This window comes from Bacillus sp. Je.9.29.b (assembly GCF_051129925.1).
Lineage (GTDB): Bacteria > Bacillota > Bacilli > Bacillales > Bacillaceae > Bacillus > Bacillus safensis.
Window position 1 is genome coordinate 519,610 of record NZ_JBCPSO010000003.1, and the last position, 18,372, is coordinate 537,981.

Here is an 18,372-nt window from a genome sequence, read left to right on the forward strand (position 1 = left end):
AAAATGGATAGAATCAAGACAGACTGTAACGGAAAGCGAGAGGAATCCCGTGAAAATTAATCGATATGGAACACAACCAGTAAATCCTTACAAGAAAACATATGAGAAACAAACGTTGCAATCGAATCAAGCTAAATCAACTGATAAAGTCGAAATTTCTAAAAAGGCAATCGAAATGCAAAAGGTGCCGAATATTATGAGAGAACGCCAAGATAAAATTGACCAAATTAAAAAAAGCATTGAAGCCGGAACATATCAAGTAGATACAAAAGGCATTGCAGATAAAATGCTGAATTTTTATAAACAACAATAACAAAAGGGAGCAGCGTGAATGTCAGTTAAAATAATTATTGAAGAACTGCATCGTCTCTATGGATTGCATGAACAGCTTTTAAAGTTGTCTAAGGATAAAACAGAAATGCTGAAAAGCAATGAGATTGATGCTCTTTCAGAGGTCCTGAATTTAGAGCAAAAGTATATTCAGGCCATTTCTCAATTAGAAGAAAAACGAATTGAAGCGACCGTTCAATTTTTACAAAGTGATCAATCACCAACCATCACTGCATGTATCGAAAAGGCTGAAGGTACAGATCAAGAAGAGCTCATTTCATTATATGAGAAACTAAATGACATCATGGTGGAACTAAAAGATGTAAATGAACTGAACAAGCAGCTTATTCAGCAGTCACTTCAATTTATTTCACTGACATTCGATCTCGTTAACCCTAATAAAGAAAATATGAATTACGGACAAAATGGTCTTGAGAGTTCAAAGCCTAAACAGCAAAGGGCTTTGTTTGATTCAAAGGCGTAAACAAGGAGGATACCAATGGGTTCTACATTCATGGGACTAGAAACGGCAAAAAGAGGAATCACAGCCCAGCGTGCAGGGCTTTATGTCACATCAAACAACGTCTCCAATGCAAATACGGAGGGCTACTCAAGACAAAGAGTGACCTTTAAAGCAGAAAATCCTTATCCAGTCATTTCTGTTTATGACGGCAAGACGTATGGCCAAATGGGGACAGGCGTACAAGTTGGAACGGTTGAAAGAATTCGAGACAGCTTTTTAGATCTACAATACAGAGATCATAATAATAACTTATCTTACTACTCAACGAAGTCAGATGCCCTTTCACAGATGGAAGGGGTTATGAATGATTTGACGGATGAAGGCTTGAACAGAGCTTTTGATAATCTATGGAAATCATTGCAGGTCTTATCGGAATCAAAAAATGCTGATACGGCTTCTGCACGTACAGTTGTTAAAACAAGTGCACAGGCTTTAGTTGACCAATTTCGTCTGCTCAATTCTTCTTTAACAACGATACAAAAGAATTTAAAAACGGAACTCGATTCAACAGCCAAAGATGTAAACACTCTTTTATCTCAAATAGATGAAGTGAACAAACAGATTGCAGCAGTTGAACCAAATGGGTATCTTCCAAATGATCTTTATGATACACGTGATACTTTGGTCGATCAATTATCCTCACTTGTTGATATTAAGGTCAGCTACAATCCACCTGGCGGTAATGCGCTCAAAATTGCTGAAGGAACTGTCAACATCGACATTATCGGTGCAAATGGACAATCCGCAGGAAACATTTTGAATGGTATTACGAACGAAAAGTCTGAACTGCAAATCTCTTACGATAATACAACGGGACTTGTTAATTCACTTCAATTCGGAACAACAACCATTGCAGCGGATCAATTACAAGTGAACGGTAAAGTAAAAGCACTTGTTGAAGCTTACGGCTACATGTCAAATGGTTTAGAAAAAGGCATGTACCCAGATATGCTTGCAGAGCTGGATGAAGTAGCAAAAGTATTCATGGATACATTTAACGATGTACATAAGCAGGGGTACACGTTAAATGGTGCAAGTGGACAAGACTTTTTTGATATCGAAAATAACAATGAGTTGAATAAAGGTTTGGCAGCTCGTATTAAAGTGAGCGATGTCATTTTAGCATCAACAGATAATATTGCTGCATCTCTCAATCAAACACAAGGTGACGGTTCGAATGCTACGAAATTAGCTAATATACAAGACTTAAAGTTACCAATCGGCGGAAATACAACGACAATTCAGGATTATTACCAAAATGTTATTGCTGAGATGGGGGTACAAGGGAAAAAGAACATGACGCTTGAAAGCAGTTCAGCTGCTCTTGTCAATTCAGCCAATGAACGTAGAATGTCGACTAGCGCTGTTTCCATTGATGAAGAAATGACGAATATGATTCAATTTCAGCATGCATATAATGCGGCTGCGAGAATTATGACATTACAAGATGAAGTATTGGATAAGGTCATAAACGGCATGGGTGTCGTAGGAAGGTAGGGATAACGGATGCGAGTCACACAAGGAATGATTTCACAAAACTCACTGCGAAATATTAGTAAAAGTTATGAAAAACTATCTAAAATTAATGAACAGGCACAAACAGGCAGACGTTTCACGAAAACGTCTGATGATCCTGTTGCAGCAGTGAAAAGCCTTCAATATAGTACTGCCTTGTTTCGAAATGAACAATATAAAAATAACTTAAATGAAGCACAAAACTGGATTGATACATCTGAAACAAGTGTCACTGAAATCATTGATATTATGTCAAATATACGAGATAAAGTGCTTGATGCGGCAAATGGAACAAAGCAGCCCGAAGATTTAGCAGCTATCGGAGTGGAAATTGGCCAGATGAAGAATCAAATCATTGATGCAATGAACACTCAAATGCTAGGTAAGTTCGTATTTAATGGGACAAATACAAATGTTAAACCAGTTGTTGAGAATGCAGACGGAACGTATACATTTAACTTCGAAAATTATACAGATGCGAATGCTGTTCAAGCGAATATTTCTGATGGTATCACTTTAAATGTAAACTCAAATCCAATCTCAGCGTTTGGCGGACAGGCTAACGGTCAAAATGTCATTGAAATGCTGACTGATTTAGAAAACTCATTGAAAAATGGAACGTTTGCGAATTCTGATGATGCATTAGGAAGTATCGATCAGTTTAAAGAAGTGATGAGTGCTGAGCGATCTGACCTAGGAGCGCGTTCGAATCGTGTTGACTTAGTAGGAAGTCGTTTGACTTCACAATTTCAAGTACTGAAAAATGCTAAATCAGATAATGAAGATGTTGAAAGTGAAAAGGCAATTCTTGATCTTCTTCAACAAGAGACGGTGAATAGAGCTGCTTTAGCGACAACAGCTAAAGTCATTCAGCCATCCCTTGTTGATTTCTTAAGATAATAAAAAGCATCCGATGGGTGCTTTTTTGCATCATGGAGGTGAACATATGCAAATCCCTAGATTGTTAATGCAGCAAACCTATGCAAAACTTCAAATGTCGACAACTCCTTCCCGGCAAGAAGTAGAGCAGCCACGAGCGGATCTTGAGATTCAGCAGCCACGAGCTGTCATGAATATCAAAATGACACCGTCGAAATTAACCATTGATCAAACCGAGGCATTTGCCGATATGGACATCAAGTCAATTTTTAGACGTTCTGAGGAATGGGCAGCTGAGGGGAAGCGTGCTGTTGGAGAAGGAATGGGTCGAAGAGCGGAAGAAGGAAGTGAACTTATCAAGATCGAGAATGGTGGGAATGCGATTGCTGAGTTTGCCAAAATCAATGGCAGTCCCCCAGCAAAACAATTCACCATTGGTGTGATACCTTCATTCTTTAGTGTGAAAATTCACTATCAGCCTTCTGAGCTTCAAATTGATGTGGAGCCGCAAAAAGCTATCATAGAGGCCACACCTCATAAACCAATCGTTAACTACCAGCCAGGTAAGGTCAATATTGATATGTTACAATACCCAGAATTAAAAATAGAAGTTGACGAAACGGGCCAAAATGGTGATAAGGTATAGTTAAGAAAAACGAAAAAGGTCGTGAATTATGATCATTCAAACAAAATATCATGGTGAAGTGACAATCAAAGAGGAGCAAATCATTCACTTCTCTAACGGGATACCAGGATTTCTGGATCAAAAACAGTTTGTCATTTTGCCTTTATCAGAAGAGTCTCCATTTTTAGTTCTTCAATCATTGAAAAACTCGGCATTAGGCTTTATCGTCAGCAGCCCGTTTTTATTCTTCAATCAATACGAATTTGATTTAGACGAAACGGTTGTAGACATTCTGGAAGTAGAAGATGCCAATGATGTGGAAGTAATGGTTATCTTAACAATGGAATCATCTATTGAAAAAACAACAGCCAATTTAAGAGCGCCTATTATTGTGAACCGGAAAAACATGAAAGCCAAGCAGGTGATTTTGCATGATTCAGCCTATCATACAAAACATTTGTTAGAGGTGGCATCCTCATGTTAGTGCTGTCTCGTAAATTAAACCAGTCGATTCAAATAGGCGATGATATTGAAGTCAAGATTATTTCAATCGAAGGCGATCAAGTGAAAGTCGGGATTGAGGCTCCTAAGCACATCGATATTCACAGGAAAGAAGTGTACCTGTCTATTCAAGAAGAAAACAATCGTGCAGCGAGTTTATCCTTAGATCTCCTCTCTCAATTATCCTCACAAAAAAAGTGAGGATTTTTTTATCGCATTCAGCTGTCCTTCTCCGTGTGAAAGCGTTTCGATACAGATGTTCATGATCTATAGGAAACTTTAACAAATCGGTCCATCTATATTTAATTTGCAAATTCAAAGCCGATATAAAAGATAGATTAAAGCACAGGAGCTGAATAACTATGTCTGTTGGTAAGTTGACATCGCTAGAGCCAATTATCGATGCATTTCAAACCCGTGTTTCTAATAACCAGAATGACAATGTAAACTCTGACACACAAGCAAATGGCAGGGCTGTTTCAAAAGAAGAAATTGAAAAAACGCTTCAAGGGGCAAACAAGCTGATTGAACCTACTCAATTTCATCTTCAATTTGAATTACATGAAAAACTCAACGAATATTATGTCAAAGTCGTAGATAACCAAACAGATGAAGTCATTAGAGAAATTCCGTCCAAGGAATGGCTTGATTTCTATGCGGCAATGACAGAAATTGTCGGTCTATTTGTAGATAAAAGAATGTAAATGAAGGGAGAACATAAACAATGGTCAATCGTATTACTGGATTTTCAAATGTGTTCGATATTGATGAAATCGTTTCAAAGCTGATGAAAACGGAGCAAGCACCACTTGATACAATGACGCGCCAGAAACAAACACTTGAATGGCAAAGAGACAGCTATCGCGAGGTTAACTCGAAAATTAAAGAATTAGATGATTTGATCAACAGTTTAAACTTAACGCGTCCAAGTACATATGGCGCCAAAAAGGTGACAAGCTCTAATGAATCTGCTGTCACAGCAACTGGATCAACAAATGCGACCTCTGGCTCTATTCATGTCACTCAGCTAGCGACAGCTTCCGTCTTCAAATCCTCTGGTACATCTGGATTTACACCAACAAACGGAACGTTTACGTTTGAAGTGACGACACCAGATTCGACAGAACCAAAAACGGTGACAATCAATACCTCTGATACCGATACAATTGATGACATCGTGAAAAAGCTGAACAGCGCGCAATTAGGTGTGACGGCTTACAAAGGCCAAATCTCTGATGGAACGAACTACGTGGATACCATCGCTCTTACTTCTCGGACAACGGGTGAAGGCGTCAGTATTAAAGCAGCTGATGGCAATTCAGCTTCATTTTTAACGCAACTAGGCTTCCAAGTAGATGGAAATAACAAATTAGTTGCAACCACTCAAGGACAGAAGGCGCAATACGAGATTAATGGTCTGAAAATGGAGAATAACAACAATACATTCACACAGGCTGATATTACGTACGAGCTTAAAGCAACCACAGATAAGCCCGTCAGCTTAAACGTTTCAACAGATGTGGATGCAATATATGATAAAATTAAACAATTTGTTGATAAATATAATGAACTCGTTGAGCAGATTAATGGAAAAGTCAATGAAAAGAAAAACAGAGACTATCATCCATTAACGGCTGAAGAGAAAAAAGCGATGTCTGAAAAAGAAATAGAGCTATGGGAAACGACCGCGAAGTCTGGCTTGCTGAGAAGTGATTCCATTTTACGATCTGGTGCCTCTAAAATAAGAAGTGATTTGTATGCTAATATTACGACAAGTGACGCGAATAAAATCCAACTCACACAAATCGGTATTTCGACATCATCCAGCTATAAAGATGGTGGGAAGCTTGAATTTATTAAGGATAGTGATGGAGTAGAGAAATTAAAAAAAGCCATTGAAGAAGACCCGGAGAAGGTCAGACAAATGTTCATCTCGGGTAGTTTAAATGTGGATTCAAAGGATAAAGACAAAGCGCAGCAGCAATATCAAGAACAAGGAATCATCTATCGTATCAAAAATTCCTTATCAGACTTTTCGAAGAGCATTCAAAAAAAGGCTGGCAGCATAACAATGGAATCAAAGGAATACGGACTTGGTAAGGACCTTGACTCTTTGACCAAACGAATGAGTACGTTCCAAGACCGTTTGAAGATGGTTGAAGCCCGTTACTATACGAAGTTTAACGCCATGGATAGTGCAATTCAAAAGCTAAACAACCAATCTGGCTACCTTTCTCAACTGCTTGGACAATAATTGGAGGTTTATAACATATGGCAATACAGAACCCTTATGCCGCCTATCAGAAAAATTCTATTGAGACCGCAACACCTGCCGAGTTGACGCTTATGCTTTATGAAGGCTGCTTAAAGTTCATCAGAATAGCGAAGCATGCCATTCAAAAAGAGGATGCAGAAACGAGAAACTTGAACCTAAAAAAGGCTCAAAACATCATTCAAGAATTAAATGTCACCTTAAATCGTTCCTATGACGTATCAAAGAGTATGGCAAGTATGTATGATTACATTTATCGCAGACTGATAGAAGCCAATCTTCAAAATGACGAAGAGATATTGAATGAAGTAGAAGAGTACGTAACTGATTTCCGTGATGCGTGGAAGGAAGTCATTCAAACCGATCGTAAAGGCCGTCACCACTCTATCGGGGGTTCTCTATGAGTATTGTGGACCAGCTGCATGATCAAACATTAAAAATGGCAGCCGAAATAGCGGAAAATCCGCAAAGTGAGACACTGGTTGAAGACTTTGATGCCTTTTTAATTGAGAGAGACGAATTAATGAGAGATATACAGCATGAATTGACGGATCAAGAAAAAGAGAAAATCCGAGAAATCATACAAACAGATCAACAGATGGCGAAGCAATTAACGGTTATCCAAAATGGGATAAAAGCAGATATTCAAGCCATTCAAAAAAAGAAAACAAAACAGCTGAATTATCAAAACCCATACCAGCCCATAACAAGTGACGGCGTATACTACGATAAACGGAAATAAATAGGTGAGACCTGTGGCGTATCGTTCAAATGACTATATTTTATTAACCACATATTATGAACTTCTATACACGATAGAAGAGAGTCTAAACTATTTAGATGAAATTGAGAAGGATTTTGACAAAACAGAAGGGGATCGGATCTTTAATGATCTGATCCATGCCTTCTTTCATTTAGACACAACACATCCTCTTCTGCTTTCAATTATTGAAAATGAACACTTTGCCAAAACGATTCGTTCGTTTGATCAAATATTTTTAAGCTTTGATATACTAGCTTTCTATACATTCCCTTCAAATCACTTCCAATCATTCCTGAAAACATACTTTATACCTGAATATAGAAAGTGGATGGATGAAATACATGCCTGTATGAGGCCGTATGTCATTCATTAATTTTTGTCCAATTCAGACCATTCGGAGGAAATTATGAGACTAAAAAATCAATTTTTATTTGGGCTTATTGTCATATGTGTATTGTTTGTCAGTATGTTAGGGTTCTCAAGCTTTCTCTATTACAAAACAGATCAATCCTATAAAGCGCTATTAAGCAAGGAAGTGAAGCTTTATCAGACCTCGCTGGAATTAGAAGCGCTTCTTCAAAAGCAGGAAGCACAGATTAAAACATATGTCGTCGTGCAAGATGCTGAAAATTTGCAGAAAATTGAGCAAACATATGAAGATATTAATAAGAAAACAGCAGAAGCTTCGAAAATGAGTACGGTCAAACAAGCAAAAAATCTAGTAGATCAAATCTCAGAAAAAAATTATCTCTACTACACCTCAACAAATCGATTATTTAATTCATTAAATATGCAAAATCAAAAAGAATTCAACACCCGCCTCAGTCAAGAATTACAACCTATCGAACAAGAAATACATACCTTTACAAAAGAGTTCGCTCAAAATCAGCTAAAACAACGTGATCAAAAAATCAATCAGCTCAATCAAGATAGTAATCAATTATTGCTTACACTCATTTTGGTCAGTGCAGCGATTATTGTTGGCCTTTTGGTGATTGGGATCAGATTTGTTCATCGCATGACAAAACCAATTGTTTCTGTCACAAATGCCGCAAAAAGGATGGCAGATGGTGATCTAACCCTTGAAGAGATTGAAGTGACCTCTAAAAATGAGATTGGTCAACTCGGCACAGCCTTTAATCAAATGACGGCTCATTTGCGTCAGCTTATTTTGCAGGTGCAAAGCGGATCAAGACAGCTTGCTGATTCTGCTGCTCAATTTGAGGAAACCATCAGTCAAACGATATCGGCTAGTGAGCAGACATCTAGCTCGATTGAACAGGTCAGTGAAGCTTCACGTGAACAATCAGATGCGGTCGGAAAAGTGGCATCCGCTATTCAGGAAGTGTCGACTGGCATGCAAAATGCAGCTGTACACACGTCCGATGTTTCGGGTCACTCAATTTCAGTGACTGAAAAGGCTGAAGAGGGTGCCGCCCTTATTCAACAATTTGTGAAACAAATGAGTTCTATTAAAGAGTCTGTGAATGAACACCATTCCACAATGGCCAATGTGCAAGCACAGTTTACAGGCATTCAAGATCTGTTAGGTCATATCCATGCCATTGCTGACCAGACGAATTTGCTTGCTTTAAACGCAGCTATAGAAGCAGCAAGGGCAGGAGAACATGGAAGAGGCTTTGCAGTTGTAGCCGATGAAGTGAGGAAGCTGGCAGAAGAATCTAGTCAGCTGACAGATCAAATTAGCCAATTACTCGAGAACGTGAACAAAGATACAGAAAAGTCATCACAATCGATGACGAAGGTCGAGCGTGATGTAGCAGAGGGTGTAAAAGTATCACAATTATCTGAACAGAGCTTTCATGAAATCTTGGAATCTATTCGTGATATTTCAATGAAAGCAGAAGAGCTGTCAGCCACTGCAGAACAAATTTCTGCTAGTACAGAGGAAATTTCTCAAACGGTTGGTGTCATTGAAGAAGGTGCGAAACGAAACTCAGAAGAAACAGAGTACATGTCTGCTGCTGTTGAAGAATCATTAGCGGCCAATGAAGAGATGAAAGCCGCTGCGGAGGATTTAAAATCCTTATCTCAATCGTTGAAAACATCGATTTCATCTTTTACCATTTAATGTGCGCTGGTCTTTTTCAAGAATCAGCCGAATATATATTCATCACCTATCAAGCAACAGTTGAAGCACCGCAAAATTCGACAAATTTCAATAAATATTCACATTTTTTTTACGTTTGAGCAGGAGAAAAGGAGGGAAAAGTAGAAATAGGTTTACATATCCTTAATTTTAAAGGAGGCGTTCTTTACATGAATTACAATGTCAGAGGAGAAAACATCGACGTAACACCTGCACTAAGAGATCATGTCGAGAAAAAAATTGGAAAGCTGGAGCGTTATTTTGAGACAGATGTAGATGCTTCAGTCAACGTGAACTTGAAGTTTTACAACGATCAAGAATCTAAAGTTGAGGTTACCATTCCAATGACTGATCTAGCACTTCGAGCTGAGGTGCATAATGAGGATATGTACAATGCAGTAGACCTAGCAGCCAGTAAATTAGAACGTCAAATTAGAAAGCACAAAACAAAAGTAAACCGTAAATTCCGCGAGCAAGGTGCCAAAAAGCACTTATTTGCTGGAGGAAATGGTACGGCTGAAGTAGCAGTTCAAGATGACGAAGAGATTGATGAAACAGAAATCGTCAGACAAAAACGTTTCAACTTAAAGCCGATGGATAGTGAAGAGGCCATTCTCCAAATGAACATGTTAGGTCATAGTTTCTTCGTTTTCACAAATGCTGAGACAAATTTGACCAATGTGGTTTATCGCCGAAATGACGGTAAATATGGACTCATTGAGCCAAACGCTTAAATATCAGTTGATGCTGCTGATTTAAAAACAACCTAAATAAAGTAAACCCGTTCCCTTCATAAGGGGCGGGTTTTTTGTGCGAAATTATGGCAAATTCTTTGGAAATGAAGGAAGGTATGGTATGATAAATGCAGGTAAATATGGACCTGTCAAACTTTTGGACATGCCGAAAAATTGCATGAAATAGAGGAGCGTTATTATATGCTTGGAATCTTAAACAAAGTGTTTGATCCTACGAAACGTACGATCAGCCGATATGAAAAAAAGGCAAATGAAATCGAAGCTCTCGCTCAAAATTTTGAAAAATTATCTGACGAGGCTTTACGAAATAAAACGATTGAATTTAAAGAAAAACTTGAAAAAGGACAATCCGTGGATGACCTGCTGGTTGAAGCATTTGCAACGGTTCGCGAGGCATCCCGCCGCGTAACAGGAATGTTCCCATTTAAGGTACAGCTCATGGGGGGCATCGCGCTTCACGAAGGTAACATCGCTGAAATGAAAACAGGTGAAGGTAAAACATTGACATCAACAATGCCTGTTTATTTAAATGCTCTTTCTGGAAAAGGCGTCCACATCGTGACAGTCAACGAATATTTGGCAAGCCGTGATGCGCAGGAAATGGGCAAAATTTTTGAGTTTCTTGGTTTAACAGTCGGCTTAAACTTAAACAGCTTAGACAAAGATGAAAAAAGAGAAGCGTACGCCGCTGATATCACGTATTCAACAAACAATGAACTCGGCTTTGACTATTTACGAGATAACATGGTGCTGTACAAAGAGCAAATGGTTCAGAGACCGCTTCATTATGCCGTGATCGATGAGGTTGACTCCATTTTAATTGATGAAGCGAGAACACCTCTTATTATTTCAGGACAAGCTGCGAAATCAACAAAGCTTTATGTACAAGCCAATGCATTTGTCCGCACATTAAAAATCGAAGATGATTTCACGTATGATATTAAAACAAAAAGTGTGCAGCTGACTGAAAGCGGAATGACGAAGGCGGAAAAAGCATTTGGCATTGAGAACCTGTTTGATGTCAAACATGTCGCGCTGAACCATCACATCGCTCAGGCGCTGAAGGCACATGTTGCGATGCAAAAAGACGTGGATTATGTGGTAGAAGAAGGCCAAGTAGTCATCGTTGACTCCTTCACAGGACGTTTAATGAAAGGACGCCGTTATAGTGAAGGTCTGCATCAAGCCATCGAGGCAAAAGAAGGTCTTGAAGTACAGAACGAAAGCATGACACTAGCAACAATTACGTTCCAGAACTACTTCCGTATGTATGAAAAATTATCTGGTATGACTGGTACAGCAAAAACGGAAGAAGAAGAATTCCGTAACATTTACAACATGCAGGTTGTGTCAATCCCGACCAACCAACCAGTGGTTCGTGATGACAGACCTGATTTAATTTACCGCACAATGGATGGTAAATTTAAAGCAGTGGCTGAGGATGTTGCGCAGCGCTATATGACAGGGCAGCCAGTTCTTGTCGGAACAGTAGCAGTTGAGACATCTGAGCTTATTTCTAAGCTGCTTAAAAATAAAGGCATTCCTCATCAAGTGTTAAACGCAAAAAACCATGAGCGTGAAGCACAAATTATTGAAGAGGCTGGTCAAAAAGGTGCTGTGACCATTGCAACAAACATGGCAGGACGTGGTACAGACATCAAGCTTGGCGAAGGTGTAAAAGAACTTGGAGGTCTGGCTGTTATCGGGACAGAGCGTCATGAATCCCGCCGTATTGATAACCAGCTTCGCGGACGTTCTGGACGTCAAGGAGACCCAGGGATTACCCAATTCTATCTTTCCATGGAAGATGAATTGATGCGCCGATTTGGTGCAGAGCGGACGATGGCGATGCTTGACCGCTTTGGCATGGATGACTCTACACCAATCCAAAGTAAAATGGTGTCTAAAGCCGTTGAATCATCTCAAAAACGTGTAGAGGGGAACAACTTTGATTCCCGTAAGCAGCTTCTGCAATACGACGATGTGCTTCGTCAACAGCGTGAAGTAATCTACAAACAGCGTTTTGAAGTCATCGATTCTGACAACTTAAAATCAATTGTCATCAATATGATCCAATCTTCAATTGAGCGTGCTGTGGGATCTTATACGCCAAAAGAAGAGCTGCCTGAAGAATGGAAACTAGATGGTCTTGTTGAATTAATCAACACGAACTATTTAGACGAAGGTGCCATTACGGTCAAAGATATCTTCGGTAAAGAAGCAGATGAAATTACAAGCTTCATCATGGATCGGATTAAAGAAAAATACGATGCAAAAGAAGAAACATTTGGCGAAGAACAAATGCGTGAATTTGAAAAAGTCATCGTTCTTCGTGCGGTGGATTCAAAGTGGATGGACCATATCGATGCAATGGATCAGCTGCGTCAAGGGATTCATTTACGTGCGTACGCACAAACGAATCCGCTTCGTGAATACCAAATGGAAGGATTTGCGATGTTTGAGCATATGGTGGCTTCAATTGAAGATGATGTGGCCAAGTATGTCTTGAAATCAGAAATCCAAAACAACCTAGAACGTGAAGAAGTGGTTCAAGGTCAAACAACGGCTCATCAGCCGCAAGAGGGCGATGAGGAGAAGACAGTGAAGAAGAAGCCGGTACGTAAAGTCGTAGACATTGGACGAAACTCCCCATGTCACTGCGGAAGCGGCAAGAAATATAAAAATTGTCATGGGAAGACAGAATAAGTAATGGAAAGAGGTGAAAACCTCTTTCTATTCATGTCAGCCCCCATACATCTATGAGGTGAAGGATATGGAATTAGTAGAAATTAGACAAGAGCTTGAAAATATGGCTAGCAGGCTAGCTGATTTTAGGGGGTCTCTTTGACTTAGAAACAAAAGAGGCCAAAATCGCAGAGCTTGAAGCGACGATGTCAGAGGCTGATTTTTGGAATGATCAGCAAAAGGCTCAAGGCGTTATCAATGAAGCCAATGCACTGAAGGATTCTGTGAATTCCTATCATGAGCTAAGTGAATCGCATGAAGAGCTGCAAATGACGCATGACTTATTAAAGGAAGATTATGACGAGGAGCTTCATGCAGAGCTTGAAAAAGAGCTGAAGAACTTAACGAAGCAGTTTAACGAATTTGAGCTGCAGCTTCTTTTAAGCGAACCTTATGATAAAAACAATGCCATTCTTGAGCTTCACCCAGGTGCAGGCGGTACTGAATCACAGGACTGGGGTTCTATGCTTCTGCGAATGTACACTCGCTGGGCAGAGCGCAGAGGCTTTAAGGTCGAAACGCTTGATTACCTTCCAGGTGATGAGGCAGGGATTAAGTCTGTGACTTTGCTCATCAAAGGGCATAACGCGTACGGTTACTTAAAAGCTGAAAAAGGTGTCCATCGTTTGGTTCGTATTTCTCCTTTTGATTCTTCTGGCCGCAGACATACATCCTTCGTTTCCTGTGATGTCATGCCGGAATTCAATGAAGAAATTGATATTGATATTCGGACAGAGGATATCAAGGTAGATACGTATCGTGCAAGCGGAGCAGGTGGCCAGCACGTCAATACGACGGACTCTGCCGTTCGTATCACACATATTCCAACGAATGTCGTCGTGACGTGCCAAACAGAAAGATCACAAATTAAAAACAGAGAACGTGCGATGAAAATGCTGAAATCGAAACTTTATCAAAAACGGATCGAAGAACAGCAGGCAGAATTGGATGAAATCAGAGGAGAGCAGAAAGAAATTGGCTGGGGAAGCCAGATCCGCTCTTATGTATTCCACCCTTATTCTCTTGTGAAAGACCATCGAACCAATACGGAGATGGGAAATGTTCAAGCGGTGATGGATGGAGATTTAGATTCATTTATAGATGCGTACCTACGTTCGAAATTATCATAAAAACTCGGCTTCTTGCCGGGTTTTTTTAATTGTGAGAAAATATAATGAATATAAAGGAATACATACGACATACTGATTCTATATCCTTTGTATGATGAAATTAGCAAATAAAGGGGGAAATATTTTGGGATTAACACCATTGCAAGAAACGTGGGATTTAGATGCCTTTTTTAAAGGAGGCAGTTCTTCACCAGAATTTAAGACATACCTGCAAAACATTCAGCAGCTACTAGATGAATTACGACAAAAGGTGGGTGCCTTTTCAAAAGAAGATACACACATTGAAAGCAAATTAACGTCTGTCCTTGACACGTATGAAACTACATATAAAAAACTATCTCAAGCAGGTTCATTTGTATCCTGCCTCCAAGCTCAAAATACGAAGGATATGAAAGCAGGCAGCCTTCGAGGTACGATTGCCAAGCTGGAAGCTGATTTAGGAACCATCCTTGCACTGTTTGATCAAGCGCTTGCTGCTATCCCTGCAAACAAGTGGGAAGAATTGATGAATTCAGCAGCCTTTTCAGATGTCCGCTACATATTAAATGAGCGAAGAGACCGTGTGAAGGATCAATTACCTGTTGAACAAGAAACGCTGATTCAAAAGCTGGCTGTAGATGGGTACCATGCGTGGGATGAGCTTTATTCCAGCTTAGTGAATAAAATTACCATTCCGTTTGAACAGCATGGAGAAACGCAGATGATCTCTGTAGGCCAAGCAGAAAATGCTATGGATGATTCAGATCGTGAAGTCAGAAAGGCCGTTTACCACAACCTAGAGCATGCATGGACGCAGGATGAACATTTATTTGCTAGTACGCTCAATCACCTTGCTGGTTTTCGTTTGCAAGTGTATGAAGCAAGAGGCTGGGATCACATTTTAAAAGAGCCGCTTGAAATTTGCCGTATGAAACAAGAAACCCTTGATACGATGTGGTCTGTGATTGATGAACATAAGCAGCCATTCATTGATTATTTACACCGTAAAGCTGATATGCTTGGAGTGGATAAGCTGAGCTGGTTCGATGTTGGGGCTCCTATCGGCAGTGAGACCAAAATCTATCCTTATCAAGAAGCAGCTGCTTTTATTGTGAAACATTTCGCTGGATTTGGAGAAGAGCTCGCTGCTTTTACAGAAAAAGCCTTTAATGAACGCTGGGTAGAAGCTGAGGACCGTCCAAACAAACGGGTAGGCGGCTTTTGTACAAATTTCCCTGACAGCGGAGAATCACGTATTTTTATGACCTTCTCAGGAAGTCCATCCAATGTGGCGACACTAGCACATGAGCTTGGTCATTCGTTCCATCAGGAAGTGATGCAGGATGTTCGCATTCTGAATCGCAAATACGCAATGAATGTAGCTGAAACAGCGTCGACATTCGCAGAAATGATTGTTGCTGATGCTTCATTAAAAGAAGCGGCAAATGAAGAGGAGCGTCTCAGCCTGTTAGAGGATAAGCTGCAGCGCAGTGTAGCATTCTTCATGAACATTCAATCTCGTTTCTTATTTGAACAGCGCTTTTATGAAGAGCGTAAACAAGGAGAAGTGCCGGCTGATCGGTTGAATGAATTGATGGTTGAAGCGCAGAAGGAAGCGTTCGGTGACTCATTAGATGAATACCATCCGCATTTCTGGGCGTCTAAGCTGCATTTCCATATCACGAATGTTCCATTTTATAATTTCCCATACACCTTTGGATATATGTTCTCATTAGGAATTTACGCAAAAGCATTGCAGGCTGGTACATCGTTTGAAGAGAAATACATTGCTTTATTAAAAGATACTGCTTCAATGACAGTAGAAGATTTAGCTAAAAAGCATCTAGGCGTTGACCTTACCCAAAAAGCATTTTGGGAAGAAGCCATTCGTTTGGCTGTAGCAGATGCTGAAGAATTTTTAGAAGTGACAAAAAAATAATAATGAAAAGCTCCCATTACGGGAGCTTTTTTGCTGGCTTCAGCCAATCAAGCATTGTCTGGATGAGATCATTTTGCTGCGACAGGGCTGGAATGTCCGCTGGCTGATCCCCTTTTTGTTTGCCATACATGCCAAACTGCGCATGATTCCCGCCTTTTATTTCATGATAAACGGTTTGAGACGGCAGATTTGCTTTCGATTTCTTGATTTTCTCTTGTGTTGCCAGCCCATCCTTTTCACCTGAAATAGAAAGGACTTTCAATGAAGATTGTTTCAGGTCATCTGATGCTGGATAAGATGCTAGGAAAAAGAGTCCATCGAGCTTGCTCTGATTTTTTTCTGCAAACATTGAGGCAGCTGCCCCGCCAAGTGAATGCCCGCCAATATACCAGTGTTTGATCGTTTGGTGACCTTTGATGATGTCCTGCGCTTTGTTTGGATTGAAAATCGCAAAGGAAAATGGCATGTCAGGGATAAAAACAGAGTAGCCTTTTTTCATCAGCGTATCCCCGATATAGGCATACGCAAGTGGTTCCACCTTTGCCCCAGGATAGAGAATGATGCCAGTATCACTTTTTGATGCTTCAAATGTATAAACATTGTTTTTATGTTCCACTTGCTCCATGTTCACTTGTTTTTTTAATGCTTCTGATGGTCCATATGTAAAGCGGCTCCATGTATAGAAAGCACCAAAAGCTAAGATGATCAGTGCAAGTAATGTCATACCTGTTATCTTCAGTATTTTCTTCATCGCATGCCCCTTCTTTCTCATGTACATATTAAATATACCATCATTTACTTCTATGCCAACCGGCAAGTGCGCTGATCCGTCTGTGTGATAAAGTATTAATCCATTAGCACTGCATTTGGCTGTTATTTACAATCGTTTTAAGAGGGCTTAAAATAGGTGTGCATTCAGAAGTAACGGAGGAAGAAAGACATGAAGCAGGGACATTCACAATTTTGGATCGAAGTGAAAAACTATTTGTTCATTTTAATCGGATCAGCCATCGTGGCGATTGGATTTAATACGTTATTATTGCCGAATCAGATCGCAGCAGGCGGTGTGAGCGGCATTAGTACCATCATGCAGTCATTCGGCTTTGAAGCGGCTTATGTGCAATGGGGGCTCAATATTCCATTGTTTATCGCTGGCTTTTATTTATTAGGCGGTACATTTGGAGTGAAAACACTCGTTGGCTCGATTTTTTTACCTTTCATGGTGTTTGTCACAAGACATATTGCACCTGTCACACATGAAGCACTGCTAGCGGCTATTTTTGGCGGAGTGGTCATTGGGATCGGAATAGGGCTCGTGTTCCTTGGTAATGGATCAACGGGTGGAACGGCACTCGCTGCCAAAATCATCAATAAGTACACAGGACTCACGCTAGGCACCTGTTTAGCAATGATGGATGGCTTGATTGTTCTGGCTGCGATGACGGTCTTTGGAATTGAAGAGGGGCTGTACGCGGTCATTGGTGTGTTTATTTCTAGTAAAACGATTGATGTGGTACAGGCTGGCTTCAGTCATTCAAAAATGGCAATGATCATTACAGGGCATGAAGATGAAGTCAGACAGGCGGTTTTTGATCAAATTGACCGTGGTGTGACGAAGATCTCAGCAGTCGGAGGATATACCGATCATGACCGCCCAATTTTGATGTGTGTCGTTGGGCAGTCACAATTCACAAAGTTGAAACAAGTGGTGAAAGCAATCGATGCATCAGCATTTGTCATCGTGATGGATGCAAAAGAGGTGCTTGGTGAGGGTTTTAAAAGGGCATAAACAAGGATATAATAGCGTTGACCAAATGATTGTAAGGGAGGGAAATAGATGAAAAAAAGCGGATTAACGATGCTATTTGCAGCGATGCTTCTTGTTCTCGCGGCTTGTGGAGGAAATTCAAGCAGCAGCGACAAAGAAGGCAGCAAAAGTGCTTCATCTGTGAGCAGTGGTGAGGAGATCTATCAGCAAAACTGTATTGGCTGTCATGGGAAAGACCTATCTGGCGGAGGCGGTCCAAGCCTGAAGGAAGTAGGGAAGAAATATAATGAAAGCCAAATCGCAGATATTGCGCAAAACGGTAAAGGCTCTATGCCAAGCGGAATGGTAGATGAGAAACAAGCAAAAGAAGTAGCAAAATGGCTTGCAGAGAAAAAATAAAACCTTTGTCTAATGGGACTGACCCCATAAAGTGAGACAAATAAAAACACCTTTAAATTGAAAAATCGGGTATAGCATATCTGAAAACAATTTGGAGGTGTTTTTTGTATGGGAAAAAGAGTTAGTTATCCGATTAGTG

At 40.1% G+C, this 18,372-nt stretch carries 20 protein-coding genes; 19 read left to right on the forward strand and 1 reads right to left on the reverse strand.

Annotation, left to right across the window (positions count from 1 at the left end; all coding sequences use genetic code 11):
- Positions 1-49: 49 nt before the first annotated feature.
- The 17 genes from flgM (at position 50) to AAZR19_RS08875 (ending at position 16,066) form a co-directional block, all read left to right on the forward strand.
- On the forward strand, positions 50-313 hold the full coding sequence (flgM, locus tag AAZR19_RS08795) for a flagellar biosynthesis anti-sigma factor FlgM (protein WP_024423620.1): 264 nt from the start codon (positions 50-52) through the stop codon (positions 311-313).
- Between the two features lie 18 nt (positions 314-331).
- Entirely contained in the window at positions 332-814 is a 483-nt protein-coding gene (locus AAZR19_RS08800) for a flagellar protein FlgN (RefSeq protein ID WP_024423619.1), read from the forward strand.
- Positions 815-829: 15 nt separating this feature from the next.
- A complete protein-coding gene (gene flgK / locus AAZR19_RS08805) occupies positions 830-2,350 on the forward strand; it encodes a flagellar hook-associated protein FlgK (protein WP_076840159.1) in 1,521 nt (506 codons plus the stop codon).
- Positions 2,351-2,359: 9 nt separating this feature from the next.
- The gene (flgL, locus tag AAZR19_RS08810; RefSeq protein WP_087976086.1) at positions 2,360-3,268 is read left to right on the forward strand and encodes a flagellar hook-associated protein FlgL; all 909 of its coding nucleotides are present in this window, start codon (positions 2,360-2,362) and stop codon (positions 3,266-3,268) included.
- A gap of 46 nt (positions 3,269-3,314) precedes the next feature.
- Entirely contained in the window at positions 3,315-3,893 is a 579-nt protein-coding gene (locus AAZR19_RS08815; protein WP_434702884.1) for a DUF6470 family protein, read from the forward strand.
- A gap of 28 nt (positions 3,894-3,921) precedes the next feature.
- Positions 3,922-4,356, forward strand: coding sequence for a flagellar assembly protein FliW (gene fliW / locus AAZR19_RS08820; protein WP_076840156.1), 435 nt, complete (start codon positions 3,922-3,924; stop codon positions 4,354-4,356).
- Entirely contained in the window at positions 4,350-4,574 is a 225-nt protein-coding gene (gene csrA / locus AAZR19_RS08825; protein WP_008360181.1) for a carbon storage regulator CsrA, read from the forward strand. Before fliW ends, csrA begins: the two co-directional genes overlap by 7 nt.
- A 161-nt stretch (positions 4,575-4,735) precedes the next feature.
- Entirely contained in the window at positions 4,736-5,077 is a 342-nt protein-coding gene (flaG, locus tag AAZR19_RS08830; protein ID WP_087976087.1) for a flagellar protein FlaG, read from the forward strand.
- Between the two features lie 20 nt (positions 5,078-5,097).
- Complete coding sequence (locus AAZR19_RS08835; protein WP_434702887.1) at positions 5,098-6,627, forward strand: flagellar hook-associated protein 2; 1,530 nt, start codon at positions 5,098-5,100, stop codon at positions 6,625-6,627.
- A 17-nt stretch (positions 6,628-6,644) separates the two neighbouring features.
- The gene (gene fliS, locus AAZR19_RS08840; RefSeq protein ID WP_024423612.1) at positions 6,645-7,049 is read left to right on the forward strand and encodes a flagellar export chaperone FliS; all 405 of its coding nucleotides are present in this window, start codon (positions 6,645-6,647) and stop codon (positions 7,047-7,049) included.
- Complete coding sequence (fliT, locus tag AAZR19_RS08845; RefSeq protein WP_041115575.1) at positions 7,046-7,387, forward strand: flagella biosynthesis regulatory protein FliT; 342 nt, start codon at positions 7,046-7,048, stop codon at positions 7,385-7,387. Before fliS ends, fliT begins: the two co-directional genes overlap by 4 nt.
- A 13-nt stretch (positions 7,388-7,400) precedes the next feature.
- Positions 7,401-7,781, forward strand: coding sequence for a hypothetical protein (locus AAZR19_RS08850; RefSeq protein WP_024426250.1), 381 nt, complete (start codon positions 7,401-7,403; stop codon positions 7,779-7,781).
- Positions 7,782-7,814: 33 nt separating this feature from the next.
- Positions 7,815-9,500, forward strand: coding sequence for a methyl-accepting chemotaxis protein (locus AAZR19_RS08855; RefSeq protein ID WP_434702890.1), 1,686 nt, complete (start codon positions 7,815-7,817; stop codon positions 9,498-9,500).
- A 188-nt stretch (positions 9,501-9,688) separates the two neighbouring features.
- Positions 9,689-10,252, forward strand: coding sequence for a ribosome hibernation-promoting factor, HPF/YfiA family (hpf, locus tag AAZR19_RS08860; protein WP_024423608.1), 564 nt, complete (start codon positions 9,689-9,691; stop codon positions 10,250-10,252).
- A 201-nt stretch (positions 10,253-10,453) separates the two neighbouring features.
- Positions 10,454-12,979, forward strand: coding sequence for a preprotein translocase subunit SecA (gene secA, locus AAZR19_RS08865; protein ID WP_041107999.1), 2,526 nt, complete (start codon positions 10,454-10,456; stop codon positions 12,977-12,979).
- A 67-nt stretch (positions 12,980-13,046) separates the two neighbouring features.
- Positions 13,047-14,148, forward strand: a protein-coding gene (prfB, locus tag AAZR19_RS08870; protein WP_098677688.1) for a peptide chain release factor 2 whose coding sequence is annotated in 2 segments (ribosomal slippage) — positions 13,047-13,118 and positions 13,120-14,148 — 1,101 coding nt in all. Because the reading frame shifts where the segments join, the coding sequence is not laid out codon by codon here.
- A 124-nt stretch (positions 14,149-14,272) separates the two neighbouring features.
- Positions 14,273-16,066, forward strand: a complete 1,794-nt coding sequence (locus AAZR19_RS08875) for a M3 family oligoendopeptidase (protein ID WP_041107995.1) — start codon at positions 14,273-14,275, stop codon at positions 16,064-16,066.
- Between the two features lie 16 nt (positions 16,067-16,082).
- Here AAZR19_RS08875 and AAZR19_RS08880 read toward each other — a convergent pair whose 3' ends face one another.
- On the reverse strand, positions 16,083-16,817 hold the full coding sequence (locus tag AAZR19_RS08880; protein WP_076840147.1) for an alpha/beta family hydrolase: 735 nt from the start codon (positions 16,815-16,817) through the stop codon (positions 16,083-16,085).
- 189 nt (positions 16,818-17,006) lie between these two features.
- Between AAZR19_RS08880 and AAZR19_RS08885 the strand changes: the two genes are divergently transcribed.
- Together AAZR19_RS08885 and cccB are read left to right on the forward strand one after the other, a co-directional pair.
- Positions 17,007-17,855: a YitT family protein gene (locus AAZR19_RS08885; RefSeq protein WP_024426245.1), complete on the forward strand. Its 849-nt coding sequence runs from the start codon at positions 17,007-17,009 to the stop codon at positions 17,853-17,855.
- Positions 17,856-17,903: 48 nt separating this feature from the next.
- Positions 17,904-18,233 carry a cytochrome c551 gene (cccB, locus tag AAZR19_RS08890; protein ID WP_024423602.1) on the forward strand — a complete coding sequence of 110 codons (330 nt, stop codon included), beginning with the start codon at positions 17,904-17,906 and terminating at the stop codon, positions 18,231-18,233.
- Positions 18,234-18,372: the final 139 nt, after the last annotated feature.

Excerpts from the sequence above, each read along its gene's own strand:
- fliS (WP_024423612.1), top strand. The coding sequence starts at position 6,645 with ATGGCAATACAGAACCCTTATGCCGCCTATCAGAAAAATTCTATTGAG.
- AAZR19_RS08815 (WP_434702884.1), top strand. The coding sequence starts at position 3,315 with ATGCAAATCCCTAGATTGTTAATGCAGCAAACCTATGCAAAACTTCAA.
- hpf (WP_024423608.1), top strand. The coding sequence starts at position 9,689 with ATGAATTACAATGTCAGAGGAGAAAACATCGACGTAACACCTGCACTA.
- cccB (WP_024423602.1), top strand. The coding sequence starts at position 17,904 with ATGAAAAAAAGCGGATTAACGATGCTATTTGCAGCGATGCTTCTTGTT.
- AAZR19_RS08880 (WP_076840147.1), bottom strand. The coding sequence starts at position 16,817 with ATGAAGAAAATACTGAAGATAACAGGTATGACATTACTTGCACTGATC.
- fliT (WP_041115575.1), top strand. The coding sequence starts at position 7,046 with ATGAGTATTGTGGACCAGCTGCATGATCAAACATTAAAAATGGCAGCC.
- AAZR19_RS08800 (WP_024423619.1), top strand. The coding sequence starts at position 332 with ATGTCAGTTAAAATAATTATTGAAGAACTGCATCGTCTCTATGGATTG.
- AAZR19_RS08835 (WP_434702887.1), top strand. The coding sequence starts at position 5,098 with ATGGTCAATCGTATTACTGGATTTTCAAATGTGTTCGATATTGATGAA.
- csrA (WP_008360181.1), top strand. The coding sequence starts at position 4,350 with ATGTTAGTGCTGTCTCGTAAATTAAACCAGTCGATTCAAATAGGCGAT.
- flgK (WP_076840159.1), top strand. The coding sequence starts at position 830 with ATGGGTTCTACATTCATGGGACTAGAAACGGCAAAAAGAGGAATCACA.
- secA (WP_041107999.1), top strand. The coding sequence starts at position 10,454 with ATGCTTGGAATCTTAAACAAAGTGTTTGATCCTACGAAACGTACGATC.
- AAZR19_RS08885 (WP_024426245.1), top strand. The coding sequence starts at position 17,007 with ATGAAGCAGGGACATTCACAATTTTGGATCGAAGTGAAAAACTATTTG.
- fliW (WP_076840156.1), top strand. The coding sequence starts at position 3,922 with ATGATCATTCAAACAAAATATCATGGTGAAGTGACAATCAAAGAGGAG.
- flaG (WP_087976087.1), top strand. The coding sequence starts at position 4,736 with ATGTCTGTTGGTAAGTTGACATCGCTAGAGCCAATTATCGATGCATTT.
- flgL (WP_087976086.1), top strand. The coding sequence starts at position 2,360 with ATGCGAGTCACACAAGGAATGATTTCACAAAACTCACTGCGAAATATT.
- AAZR19_RS08855 (WP_434702890.1), top strand. The coding sequence starts at position 7,815 with ATGAGACTAAAAAATCAATTTTTATTTGGGCTTATTGTCATATGTGTA.